Source organism: Croceitalea sp. MTPC6 (assembly GCF_036985525.1).
Lineage (GTDB): Bacteria > Bacteroidota > Bacteroidia > Flavobacteriales > Flavobacteriaceae > Croceitalea.
In genome coordinates this window covers 68,757-82,182 of the sequence record NZ_BTGR01000002.1, presented here as the reverse complement: position 1 = coordinate 82,182, position 13,426 = coordinate 68,757, and the positions used below count along the sequence as shown (strand labels likewise).

At 34.2% G+C, this 13,426-nt stretch carries 7 protein-coding genes; 6 read left to right on the top strand and 1 reads right to left on the bottom strand.

Annotated features, from left to right (window positions below):
* Positions 1-26 precede the first annotated feature (26 nt).
* The 4 genes from AACP56_RS04765 to AACP56_RS04750 all read left to right on the top strand — a co-directional run bounded on the left by AACP56_RS04765 (position 27) and on the right by AACP56_RS04750 (position 8,633).
* Positions 27-3,140, top strand: a complete 3,114-nt coding sequence (locus tag AACP56_RS04765) for a UvrD-helicase domain-containing protein (protein ID WP_339336348.1) — start codon at positions 27-29, stop codon at positions 3,138-3,140.
* A 9-nt stretch (positions 3,141-3,149) separates the two neighbouring features.
* On the top strand, positions 3,150-4,343 hold the full coding sequence (gene kbl, locus AACP56_RS04760) for a glycine C-acetyltransferase (RefSeq protein ID WP_339336346.1): 1,194 nt from the start codon (positions 3,150-3,152) through the stop codon (positions 4,341-4,343).
* 113 nt (positions 4,344-4,456) lie between these two features.
* Positions 4,457-5,824 (top strand): OmpA family protein, encoded by a 1,368-nt coding sequence (locus AACP56_RS04755; RefSeq protein ID WP_339336344.1) that lies wholly within the window; start codon positions 4,457-4,459, stop codon positions 5,822-5,824.
* 64 nt (positions 5,825-5,888) lie between these two features.
* Positions 5,889-8,633 (top strand): PD-(D/E)XK nuclease family protein, encoded by a 2,745-nt coding sequence (locus AACP56_RS04750; RefSeq protein WP_339336342.1) that lies wholly within the window; start codon positions 5,889-5,891, stop codon positions 8,631-8,633.
* Here the strand turns inward: AACP56_RS04750 and AACP56_RS04745 are convergent, their stop codons facing one another.
* Positions 8,634-9,341 carry an SDR family oxidoreductase gene (locus tag AACP56_RS04745; RefSeq protein ID WP_339336340.1) on the bottom strand — a complete coding sequence of 236 codons (708 nt, stop codon included), beginning with the start codon at positions 9,339-9,341 and terminating at the stop codon, positions 8,634-8,636.
* A 554-nt stretch (positions 9,342-9,895) separates the two neighbouring features.
* Here AACP56_RS04745 and AACP56_RS04740 point away from each other — a divergent pair.
* Together AACP56_RS04740 and AACP56_RS04735 are read left to right on the top strand one after the other, a co-directional pair.
* Positions 9,896-10,654 carry a hypothetical protein gene (locus AACP56_RS04740; protein ID WP_339336338.1) on the top strand — a complete coding sequence of 253 codons (759 nt, stop codon included), beginning with the start codon at positions 9,896-9,898 and terminating at the stop codon, positions 10,652-10,654.
* 2 nt (positions 10,655-10,656) lie between these two features.
* The gene (locus tag AACP56_RS04735) at positions 10,657-13,425 is read left to right on the top strand and encodes a TonB-dependent receptor (protein WP_339336336.1); all 2,769 of its coding nucleotides are present in this window, start codon (positions 10,657-10,659) and stop codon (positions 13,423-13,425) included.
* The last annotated feature ends 1 nt before the right edge of the window (position 13,426 follow it).

The window sequence follows — 13,426 nt, the reverse complement described above, 5'->3', positions numbered from 1 at the left end:
TTAAGAACATTACAAGAATGTGTAATTTGCGTAGAAAACACTTGTCTGTCAATACCATTAAAATATACAATGCTTCAGCTGGTTCAGGTAAAACTTATCAACTAACAAAGGCCTATCTAAAATTAATTCTTGCGCCTTATTCAAAACAAAAATACAGGGAGTTGTTGGCCATTACTTTTACCAATAAAGCTGTTGCTGAGATGAAGCAGCGTATTCTGGAAAGTCTTCATGCTTTTAGTAAGGAAAAGCTTGAAAAAGACAAAACCCCTCTTTTTAATGATATACTAGAAGAGCTTCATTTAACCCCATCAAAATTGCGCATAATATCTAAACAGGTATTAAAAGAGCTTCTACATAATTATGCTTTTTTTGAAATTTCAACCATTGATAAATTTACCCATAAGATTATCAGGACCTTTGCTCGAGACTTAAAAATTTCTCAAGGTTTTGATGTTGTTTTAGATACTGATGTTCTTCTTGAAGAAGCTGTTGGAAGATTGTTAAACCGAGCTGGTGAAGAGGATAGTCTTACAAATGTTTTACTCGATTTCTCCCTTGAAAAAATAGATGATGATAAAAGTTGGAACATTGCCTATGACCTTTTTGAAATTGGAAAACTACTTTTTCAAGAAAATCATAACTCCCATATAAAAGCCATTTCAAGTAAAAGTATAAAAGATTTTGTGCGGCTGCAGAAAACATTGAAAGCTACTATTAAACGTAATGAGGATAGTATTAAAGCAGCAGCAGAACATACGCTAGAATTAATTCATTCCCATGGACTGGAATTTACCGACTTTACACGAAGTTCCTTCCCTAAATTTATGCAAGGAATAGCAGATGATGGCTTTAATATTGATTTCACTGCCAATTGGAAACAGAATTTTGGTTCAAATAAGCTCTATAACAAAAATTGTCCAGAGCCAATAAAAGCTAAGTTAGATGAACTTCATCCAAAGTTTTTAATCCTTTTTAATACTGTAAAAGATAATTTCCATAGCCTGAGTTTTTTAAAGAATTGTTACAAGAATATTGTTCCGTTGACAGTACTGAACGAAATAGCCAAAGAAGTTAGCAAGTTGCAAAGAGAAAATGATGTTTTGCCAATTTCAGAATTTAATTCCATCATTTCAAAAGAGATTAAAAATCAACCCATACCTTTCATTTATGAACGTTTGGGAGAAAAATATCGACATTATTTTATAGATGAGTTTCAAGATACTTCCTTGATGCAATGGGAAAACCTTATTCCCTTAATTAGTAATGCTATTGAAAGTGAAAATGAAAAAGGTGAAAAAGGGTCATTACTCTTAGTTGGTGATGCAAAACAGGCCATTTACCGATGGCGGGGTGGTAGGGCCGAGCAATTTTTAAACCTTTTGAATCTACATACAAATCCATTTGCGATTGCTCCCCACATTGAAAACTTAGATACTAATTGGAGAAGCAAAAAAGAGATTGTTGATTTTAATAATACTTTTTTCAGTTTTGCAGCAAAAAAACTGAACAACCCTACTTATAGAAATCTATTTGAAATTGGAAATAAACAAAAAGCCAACAAAGAAAATGGTGGTTATGTTGAGTTGATTTTTACTGAAAAAGAATTAGACGATACTGACTACCAATATTGCGTAAAAACTTTTGAGGTTTTAAAAAGAGCCTTGGACGCTGGCTATAGGTTGCTAGATATTTGTGTTTTAGTGAGGGATAATAAAAAGGGAGCTATACTGGCAGATTTTCTTACTGAAAAAAAAATCCCAATAATCTCTCCAGATTCACTCTTATTGGCCAACAATAATGAAGTGCTTTTCTTGGTTTCTTTACTTCGGTTCATAGATAATCCTGAAAATAAAGAAGCGGGATATTCAATTTTAGATTACTTGTTTAAAGAAGAAAAAGGCCATCATGATTTTATAAGAGAGCACCTAACTTCAGTTGATGCTTTGCTTGATAAGGAATATGGTTTTATAATTGATTCTTTAAAAAGGCGTCCCACCTATGATATTTTAGAACAAGCTATTTCAAGTTTCAAGCTAACGGGGCATTCAGATGCGCACTTGTCTCATTTTATAGATGAGGTTTTTGATTTTTCGCAGAAAGAAGACTCAAGCATTTTTTCATTTTTAAAATTCTGGTTCCATAAAAAAGAAAAACTAAGTGTAAAAGCTCCTGAAAGCTTAAATGCTGTTCAAGTCATGACGGTTCATAAATCAAAAGGTTTGGAGTTCCCTGTCGTAATTTTTCCTTATGCCAATTCCAAAATAGTGGACCCCCGAAGTAAAAAGTTATGGCTATCCGTAGAACAAGAAACTTTTGACGGCTTTGATGAGCTATTGATCAATTCAAATAAAGAACTTACAAACTATAATAAGATAACAGAGGAAGTTTATAATAATGAGTTGGACAAGCTAGAGTTGGACGCTTATAACGTTTTATATGTAGCATTGACCAGGGCTCAAAAAGCCTTATTTATAATTTCAAATGAGGGAAACAACAAAGGCACCTATGGTGAATTGTTCATTGATTATCTTAAAGACATTAATCTTTGGGAAGCCTCAAGGTTATCATATTGTTTTGGGGATTTTTTGTTAAATGAGGTACAGATAGAAACTGCTGAACTTCAAGAAAACATACCTTACATATGCTCTCAAAAAAGCAACACAAATTTTAAAATAGTAACAAAGGCAGAAATGTTATGGGATTTGGAAAGGCAAGAAGCTATACAAAAAGGAAACTTGATTCATAAGGCACTCTCTAGGGTAGATTATCAAAATGATATTGAAGAAGCAATAATATCATTTAAAAACAATGGTGATATTAAAGCTACAGATGTACCTTTGATTGAGAAAAAATTAAAGCAAGTTGTTTTTCACCCCCACCTTAACCCATATTATCAAGAAGGGTTGATAATTTACAATGAAAAAGAACTATTAAATCCAAATGGGACGCTTTTAAGACCAGATCGCTTGGTAATAAAAGATAATAGTGTAACCATCATAGATTATAAAACTGGTAGTAAGAGCCAAATACATATAAATCAGTTGCAAGAATATGCAAGCGTTTTAGAAAAAATGAACTATGTCGTCAAAGACATGATACTTGTATATATAAACGAAACGGTAAACCCAATTTTCATATAAATTAAAAACATGTACGGGAAAATTAAAGAACACCTACAAAAAGAGTTAGAAGAAATTAAAGAAGCAGGACTCTATAAAAAAGAACGGGTCATAACATCCCCACAGGGAGCTGTTATAAAAATTTCGACCGGTGAAGAGGTTATCAACTTTTGCGCAAACAATTATTTAGGCTTGTCATCACACCCCGAAGTAGTAAAAGCGGCCAAAGAAACTTTAGATTCACATGGTTTTGGAATGTCATCCGTTCGCTTTATTTGCGGAACCCAAGACATCCATAAAGAATTAGAGGAGAAAATAGCAGAATTCTACGGCACTGAAGATACTATACTCTATGCAGCTGCTTTTGATGCAAATGGAGGGGTTTTTGAACCTCTTTTAACTGCTGAAGATGCTATCATTTCAGATTCTTTGAACCATGCATCTATCATTGACGGGGTTCGTTTGTGTAAAGCAAAGCGTTATCGCTATGCTAATAATGATATGGCAGATTTGGAAAAACAACTAAAGCAAGCAAATGAAGACGGCTCTAGGTTTAAAATTATAGTTACAGATGGTGTATTTTCCATGGACGGTCTTTTGGCCCCATTAGATGATATCTGTGATTTAGCAGACAAATATGATGCTATGGTGCTAATCGATGAGTGCCACTCAGCTGGGTTTATAGGGGAAACAGGTAGAGGCACCTTGGAAGAAAAAGGGGTTTTAAAAAGAATTGACATTATAACTGGAACCCTAGGTAAAGCTCTTGGAGGGGCAATGGGTGGTTATACAACCGGAAAAAAGGAAATTATTGAAATCCTGAGACAACGCTCAAGGCCTTATTTATTTTCAAATTCGTTGGCCCCAGCTATTGTAGGAGCATCTATTAAGGTGTTTGACATGCTAAAAAATGATACTTCATTACGTGATAAGCTTCAAAAAAACACGGAATACTTTAAAAAAGGCATGAAAGTCGCAGGCTTTGACATTATTGATGGTGACTCTGCTATAGTACCCGTTATGCTATACGACGCCAAATTATCACAACAAATGGCAGACAAGCTGCTTAAAAAAGGCATTTATGTTATTGGTTTTTTCTATCCTGTGGTCCCAAAAGGGAAAGCAAGAATAAGGGTACAGCTTTCAGCCGCACACAAAAAAGAGCACTTAAATCTTGCAATAAATGCATTTATTGAGGTTGGGAAAGAACTAAACATCGTTTAAATGCATGTTTTTTTCTATGTAATGCGTTAAAAAAAATAAGTAATTGATTTTGTTAATAGTTCTTAACAACTTACATTTGCAGCTGATAAACACTTAAACTTAAAATTTTGAGCATGAAACATCTTAGCAAATTTTTAGTTGTTGCCTTACTAGTAGTAGGCTTTAACAACCTACAAGCGCAAGACGAGAATAATCCATGGCAGGTAAGCTTTGGGGTAAACGCAATTGACACATACCCTGCAAATGCAAGCCAACTTTCTGAAGCATTGGGTCAAACAAGTTCTTTCGGTGATGAATTCTTTAATGTAACTGATCACTGGAACATTTTACCTTCTATATCTTATGTATCTGTATCTAGATACATCGGTGATGGTTTCTCTGTTGGAGCTAGAGGTTCTTTAAATAGAATAGATAAATTAGGTGATGTTAGTGTGGATGACTTGTCCCATTATGCAATTGACGGAACAATTAAGTACAACATTCTCAAAAATACTAAATTAGACCCTTTTGTTGAAATCGGTGGTGGTTACACATGGGTTGACGAAATCGGTGCTGGTACAGTTAATGGTGGTATTGGTTTAAACTATTGGTTTTCCGATAACCTTGGTGTTAGTGTTCAATCTTCGTACAAGCACGCTTTTGAAGATTATGGAGTAACACATCTTCAGCACTCAGCTGGTCTTAATATTCGTTTCGGTGGTACAGATACAGATGGTGACGGTATATATGACAAAGACGATGCTTGTCCAGAAGTTGCTGGTCTTGAAGCATTCAACGGATGTCCTGATTCTGACGGTGATGGGATAGAAGACGGTAAAGATAGTTGTCCTAATGCAGCTGGTTCTAAAGAAATGAATGGATGTCCTGATTCTGACGGCGATGGCATTGCTGATAAAGACGATGCTTGTCCTAACGAAGCTGGTGTTGCTGCTCTAGCTGGTTGTCCTGATGGTGATGGTGACGGTGTTGCTGACAAAGACGATTCTTGTCCAAGCGAAGCTGGGCCAGCTGAAAATAAAGGTTGCCCATGGCCAGATTCTGACAATGATGGTGTACTAGACAAAGACGATCAATGTCCAGAAGTTGCAGGTACTGTAGCTAACAATGGTTGTCCAGAAGTAACTGAAGAAGTACAGAAGCAATTGAATGACTACGCTAGAACTATATTATTTGATACTGGTAAATCTTCTATAAAAGCTGAATCAACATCAGTTATGGTTGATATTATCACAATATTAAAAGAATATCCTAACGCTAAGTTTACGGTAGAAGGACATACTGATAGTGTTGGAAGTTCTAAATTAAATCAAAGTCTTTCTGAATCAAGAGCATTATCAGTTAAAGATTTCTTGGTAGACAAAGGAATCGAAGAATTCAGATTATCTGCTGTAGGTTACGGTGAAGATAAGCCGATAGCTACAAACAATACTAGAGCTGGTAGAACTCAGAACAGAAGAGTAGAAATCAACTTAGTAAAATAAGTTTAAGATAAAATTTTTTAGGAAAGCCTCAGCAAAATTGCTGAGGCTTTTTTATTTTTAATGAATGCAGAGTTTTCTTGAAAATGTACTAAACGAATTACTTCTCGAATATGAAAATGTAGAAAAACTCACTTTTGTACTCCCTAGCAAAAGAGCATCAACTTTCTTGAAAAAACACCTATCTGCTCATATAGATAAACCAATATTTTCTCCAGAGGTTTATAGTATTGAAGAATTTGTTGCAGAGATAGCTAACTTAAATTATGCTTCAAATACAGAGCTTTTATTTGAACTCTATAAATCTTATTTAAAAGTTTTTAATGGAGAAAAAGACGATTTCAATTCCTTTTTAAAATGGGGCCAAACTTTACTTCAGGATTTTAATGAAATTGATAGATACTTAATCGATGATTCAGAGTTGTTTTCTTATCTATCGTCTATTCAAAAACTTAAAAATTGGGGCGTAGAAAATAAGAAAACTGCACTCGTAGCAAATTATATTGCATTTTGGAACAGTCTTCCTGCCATTTATAGTGAATTCAATTCTCAGCTAATAAATAAAAGACTAGGTTATCAAGGTTTGGTGTATCGCCTTGCATGTAAAAGAGTAGGTTCCTATATAGATGACGCTAAAAATAAAGATTTTGTGTTCATTGGTTTTAATGCCCTGAATGAAGCTGAATCAAGAATAATTCAAAGTTTCTTATCCCAAGGAAATACTGACATATATTTTGATATTGATGGTTATTTTTTAGAAGACAAAGTCCATTCCGTGTCCCATTTCATACGACATTATAAAAAGAGCTGGCCCTATTATAAGTCCAATCCATTAAAAGGAATAACAGAAAACTACTTAAAAGGAAAATCAATAAAAATTGTTGGTGTTCCCAAATCAATATCCCAAGCGAAGTATGTAGGAGGATTAATCAAGAAACTAAGTACTCCCGATACCAACAATTTGAGAAATACTGCTCTGGTTTTAGCGGATGAAAATTTGTTGAATCCTATTTTAAACTCAATTCCCAAATGTTCGACTCAGATAAATATTACCATGGGACTTTCCATAAGGAATAGTGCGTTATCAAATTTTTTTGAGTCCTTATTTCAACTACACATTGATAAAAATAAAAACGGTCTTTTTTATAAAGAAATATTGTCTTTTTTATCCAACCCATATACATCAATACTTCTTACTGAAAATGGTGTAGATTACTCCAAAACACTACAAGACAAAATCAATATTAACAATTGGGTCTATCTAAAATCAGAACATATTTTAGCTGTGATTCCAACCAAAAATACATTATGTCAAAGACTTTTTAATACCTTGTTAAATGCTGCATCTTTATTGGAGTTGCTTCATGACAGTGTTGTTCTTTTAAAAGAAAAAATTGCTTTGGAGCATTCAACTTATGATTTGGAACAGCTTTATCATATCTACCAAATCTTAAATCAAATTGAAGAACAGCTAAGTGCCCATTCTTTTATTACTGAAACAAAATCATTAAAAAGTCTATTTTTTGAGCTACTAAGTCATGAAACATTAGACTTTAAAGGAGACCCTATCAATGGCCTACAAATAATGGGTATGCTTGAAAGTAGAGTATTAGACTTTGATACGGTAATCATTACCTCTGTAAATGAAGGAATATTACCCTCAGGTAAAAATAATAACTCCTTTATACCCTATGATGTAAAACAAGAGTTTGGGTTGCCAACCTACAAGGAAAAAGATGCTATTTATACGTATCATTTTTATCGTCTCTTACAGCGTGCTAAAAACATCTATCTCATCTACAATACTGAACCAGATGTTTTGGAAGGTGGAGAAAAAAGTCGTTTTATAAATCAACTACTAACAGATGAAAACGTAAATGCCAACATCACGCATACCATAGCAGCTCCTACCGTGAAGTCAAATACTGTCAAGAACTTGTCTGTTGAAAAATCCCCTCTTCTTATTGAAGAATTAAAAGCCTTGGCCAAAAATGGATTTTCTCCTACCTCTCTTACCAATTATATAAGAAATCCGCTAGGTTTTTATAAAAAGAATATTCTTAAAATAGACATTGCCCAAGAAGTAGAAGAAAGTATTGCACATAATACCTTTGGGACAATTATCCATGATTCTCTTGAGGATTTATACAGGCCAATAGTCTCCCAAACCTTAACTAATGAGGTGCTTTTAGGACTAAAAGAAAAGGTGCCAACTATAGTTGAGCATAATTTTATAAAAGTTAATCCTGAATCTGATTTAACCAAAGGGAAAAATTTGATTACCTATAATGTAATAATAAAATACTTAGAAGATTTTTTAAAAAATGAGCTCCTACAGCTAAAGAAACATAAGATTAAAATTTTAGGAATAGAACAAAGTTTAGCTATAGAACTAACCATTCCTAGTCTAAATTTTCCTGTTTTCCTAAAAGGGAAGTTAGATAGGGTAGATGAAATAGACGGACAATTAAGAATTATTGACTATAAAACTGGCAAAGTAGAATCCAGTGAGGTAGAAATTATAGATTGGGATTCCTTAATAGAGGACAAGAAATACAACAAAGCGTTCCAGTTATTATGCTATGCACTAATGTATCAGGAAAAAGAGTACAAAAGTCGTTTAGAGGCGGGAATAATCCCAATAAAAAAATCAAGTGTAGGGATTTATCGTTTTGCGACCAAACCATCTCCGAGAGGTACTAAAAACCATACCATAGACGCTCAAGTACTTTCAGAATTTAAGATGCAACTTTACAAGTTAGTAGAGGAGATTTTTAATTCAAGCATTCCTTTTATTGAGAAAGATGATTAATTACTTTAAATCTGGCCGAGTGGGTCTAACTTCTATCTTACTAGGTAGAGTTCTTGGGTGCATTTTCAATAAATCAATGACTAATTTCCCAATGTCCTCAGGTTGAATTTTCCAAGCATCCTTTTCCGATGGCTCATTATCATTAAAATGGGTAGATACTGAGCCTGGCATAATTGTAGTTACCTTAATCCCATATTTTCTTAAGTCGAGCATTGCAGCTTGCGTGAAACCTACAACACCAAATTTAGTGGCATTGTAACCCGCTCCTGAAGCAAAGAAATTAGTGCCAGCTAAACTGGCTAAGGTCATATAATATCCTTCGGAAGTCTTTAATGCTTCTACCGATGCTTTTAGCGTGTAAAAAACCCCAGTAAGGTTAGTGTCTATCATTTGTTTCCATGCAATCTCGGTCATTTCATCCACTGGTGCAAAATGTCCTACTCCGGCATTGGCCAAAATAACATCTAAACGTCCCCATCTATTTAAGATAGCTTTTATTGCTTCTTCTTCATTCTGCAGAATACTAACGTCGGACAGTAATGGCAAAACACGATTTTCATATCCTAAGGAAGTAGCAGCTTGTTCAACAGTTTCTTTGGTTCTTCCACTAATCGCAACCTTCATCCCCTCTTCCAAAAGGCATTTGGCTACACCAAGTCCTATTCCTTTACTCCCTCCTGTGATATAAGCAACTTTATCTTTCAACATAGTATGAATTTTGATGACAAAAATATCACCAATCTTTTAAGAAAAGTACCCTGTGAAGATTTTAATTACTTTTTATAAATAAGTCAAAAATCAGTATCGATTGCGCAAACAGTTGAGCTTAAATATCCTTTTTGAGGGAAGCTTTCTCTTTTTAATAGATTCTTGTACCAAAGGAGCAATTAAATATACGGTGAAGAAAAATGCAAATATGGCCAAGCCCAAAAATATGCCGAGTAAAACATTGATAATTGTGTCGTTCATATCGTTGTCGATTTAATGTTGTACTCTATTGGACACCAGAAGTTTAAGAAAGTCACTTTTTTGTATTGGATTTCGATTTTATCCATAAAACCAGAATTGGTCTCTTGACTCATACCTACAAGCAACTATTTGTCAAACAATTTTGTTCTTCATAATGATACAGGGTAAAAAGGTGTTTAATTCATTGGAAAATATTATCTCAAAAGAGAAAAATTTAACACAAATCAATCTGGGGATACCTTATTAGTAGTAATCTAAGTGCTATCTTTAATATGCATATATACAATCAAAAAATGTTTTCAAGATTATTCCAAACACATTATATCATTGTAATAGTACTGTTACAATTTAATTTTCTGTATTCGCAACAGGATAGGGATGTATCCCTTGTTTATAATTGGTTTGATGAAAAGATAGGTATTGAAAACTCTGGGTTATACAATGGTTCAATTTATACTGATGAGTTTACAATCATAAACGATAAACACCAGTTTTTTAATTCTCCGGAACTAAGTTTAGGCAACGTAACATATGATGGGCAAACATACTATGGGCAAAAAATAAAGTATGATTTGTTTAACGATATGCTGTTAATTACACCTAAAAATAAGACAAATGGCTTGCTGGTAAAACTAGAGCGTGCAAAGACGAAGGGTTTTTCCATAAAGGGACATTCTTTCATTAAAGCAGACAATACTATCAATGGGGCTTCAACAACTTTAGGGTTTTGCGAAATTATCTCTAAAAAAGGCACATCCCTACTTGTTAAAAAGTATAGAAAAAAGAAAGTAGATAAGCGGGGAGCCAAGAAAGTATATGAAGTATATCAAGAGTTTAAACAAAACATCAATTACTTCGTATTATATGACAATATGTTCTATCCCGTTGATTCCAAAAGGGAATGGATATTGGCTTTCCCCAATCACAAAAAAGCTATTAAGAATTACTACAAGAAGTATGCTGAAGTAAGAAAAACCGATGTAGATACATTCATGAAGTTTGCATTAGAGAACTTGTTTTCATTTCAACAAGATCAAAACAACTCTTTTTGACTATGAAGCTTTTTAGAATACTGTTTTTGACATTTATATTCAGCTTTTATGCTAAAGCCCAAGTAAGCACTGCTACGATTTCAATATCCTTTGAAGACTTGTCAAGAGTAAATGTTTTGGAAAGGTTGGAAAATTTAACTGAATATGAGTTCTATTATATTGCCGAATGGTTTGATGACAAACTTATTTCCGGTGAATATAAGGACGTAAAATTGGATTTACTTTTAAAAGACATTTTTGAAGGCACCAATATCAATTACTTTTTAATTGACACAAATAGGGTGATACTTACCAAAAACAACAGTATTTATAATGAATTACCCGAAGGCTTTTTTGGAAGGAAGCGCAAAATGGTTAGTACAGATAAAGAAATAAGGAAAGAGACACCCCCTGTTTTTTATGATGATTTGATATCTGTTGGAAGAAAAAAAATAGAGACCCATAGGATTGGAAAAGAGAATAAAAATAAAATACAAAGGAACTATAAATTATCAGGTTTTGTAACAAGAGTGGACACTGGAGAGCCTATTCCCAACTTGGCCTTAGTAGTAAAGAATCAAAACCGTGGTACAGTAACCAATGAAGAAGGATTCTATGAGATTGAATTGTTCGCCGGTGCCAGTATACTCCAAGTAAAAGCATTAGGAATAGAAAATATGGAGAAAAGAGTCATTATGTACAATAATGGTGTTCTCAATATGGAACTTGAGGAAAGCCTAGAGCAACTTGATGGAGTAACAGTAACGGCTGAGGTAAATAAGAACGTTAAAGATACCAGCACGGGCACTGAAGAGATAGATATTGAAGAATCAAAGAACATTCCATTGGTCCTAGGGGAAAGGGATGTGTTGAAAGTAGCAACAGCTCTCCCTGGAATTTCTACTGCTGGAGAGGGTGCAACCGGTTTTAATGTAAGAGGAGGTAATGTAGATCAAAATCTAATCCTTTTTGATGATGCGGTTATTTATAACCCACAACACTTTTTCGGTATTTTTTCAGCATTGAACCCGTTCGCAATTGGGGCATTAAACATCTATAAAGGTAATATCCCCTCCGAATATGGCGGAAGGTTGTCCTCTGTTTTTGATATCAAAACAAAGAATGGAAACACTGAAAACTTTGCTGGAGAGGCATCAATAGGTCCGGTCACAGGAAATTTATTGCTGGAAATTCCTGTTTTAAAGGAAAAGTCTTCTCTGCTGATTGGAGGAAGGGGGGCATACGCAGATTGGATATTAAGATCACTTGATGAAGAATCCTTGAACAATAGTCAAGCTTCTTTCTACGACGTTATGGCAAGTTACAGACATAATATTGACGAAAAAAATGACATTAAGGCTACGGCATATTACAGCAGAGATGATTTTAGCATCTCTTCGGATTCGCTGTATATATATGCCAATAGGCTTTTTTCATTTAGCTGGGATCATCAGTTTAGCAAAAAAAGTAGAGCAAATTTAGTGTTGTCAAATAGTGAATACAAGTTCGATATTGAATTTGACAGTGATTCGGATGATGATTTTAATTTAGATTATTCAATCATGGAAACAACTGCAAAATTAAAAATGAACTACCAGTACAATACAAAGTTGAAATTAAACTATGGCTTGGAAAGTAAGTTATACAATGTTTCACCAGGGAGTATTTCACCATTAGGAAGCGGTTCTATTGTTGAACCTTTTGATATTGATAGTGAAAAGGCATTGGAATCAGGTATATTTCTATCAGGAAATTATGATGTAACAGAGAAACTTTCACTAGATGCGGGTATAAGATATTCCTTTTTTGCTGCATTGGGAGAAGCATCACAGAGAGTATTCACGGAAGGAAGTCCAAGAAATGAAGGAACTGTTATCGATACCTTGACATATGAGAAAAATGAGGTTATAAAAACCTATGGTGGTCCAGAGTTTCGGCTAGGCGCTAGATATTTACTTACCCCTGATTTCTCTGTAAAGGTTAGCTATAACAATATGATTCAATACATACATAGGCTTACCAATAATACAACTGTTTCGCCTATAGATACATGGAAGCTTTCCGATTTGAACATTAGACCTCAAAGAGGTAACCAATTTTCATTGGGATTCTATAAAAATTTTGATGGGGATACCTACGAGTTAAGTCTTGAGGGATATTATAAAAGGAGCGATGATATTTTGGATTTCAAGACAGGAGCACAGCTTTTACTAAATGAAAATATTGAAACAGAAGTTATACAAGGAGATGGAAAATCTTATGGAGCGGAATTTCTTATTCGTAAAAATAATGGAAAATTAAATGGATGGCTGGGATATACCTATTCACGTTCATTTATTCGATTTGATAGCCCATTTTCGGAAGAACGCATAAATAACGGAGAGTTTTTTCCATCTAATTTTGATAGGCCTCACGATATAAGCTTAGTGGCAAACTATAAGCTTACTAGAAGATTTAGTCTTTCCACTAACTTTGTATACCAAACTGGAAGGCCAGTAACCATTCCTGTAGGTAGTTTTAACTTCAATGGCGCCCAATTTTCAGTGTTTAGTGACCGTAATAGCTTTAGAATCCCTGATTTTTATAGACTAGATCTTGGTCTTAATGTGGAGGGTAACCACAAAATCAAAAAGTTTGCCCATAGTTTTTGGACATTTTCCGTTTATAACGTTCTTGGAAGAAACAATCCTTTCTCCGTTTTTTTTGTAACGAACAATGGTCAGGTAAAAGCTGTTAAGAGTTCCATTTTTTCAATACCGGTGCCTGCCATTACCTATAATTTTAGATTTTAAG

Excerpts from the sequence above, each read along its gene's own strand:
- AACP56_RS04750 (WP_339336342.1), top strand. The coding sequence starts at position 5,889 with ATGCAGAGTTTTCTTGAAAATGTACTAAACGAATTACTTCTCGAATAT.
- AACP56_RS04755 (WP_339336344.1), top strand. The coding sequence starts at position 4,457 with ATGAAACATCTTAGCAAATTTTTAGTTGTTGCCTTACTAGTAGTAGGC.
- AACP56_RS04745 (WP_339336340.1), bottom strand. The coding sequence starts at position 9,341 with ATGTTGAAAGATAAAGTTGCTTATATCACAGGAGGGAGTAAAGGAATA.
- kbl (WP_339336346.1), top strand. The coding sequence starts at position 3,150 with ATGTACGGGAAAATTAAAGAACACCTACAAAAAGAGTTAGAAGAAATT.
- AACP56_RS04735 (WP_339336336.1), top strand. The coding sequence starts at position 10,657 with ATGAAGCTTTTTAGAATACTGTTTTTGACATTTATATTCAGCTTTTAT.
- AACP56_RS04740 (WP_339336338.1), top strand. The coding sequence starts at position 9,896 with ATGTTTTCAAGATTATTCCAAACACATTATATCATTGTAATAGTACTG.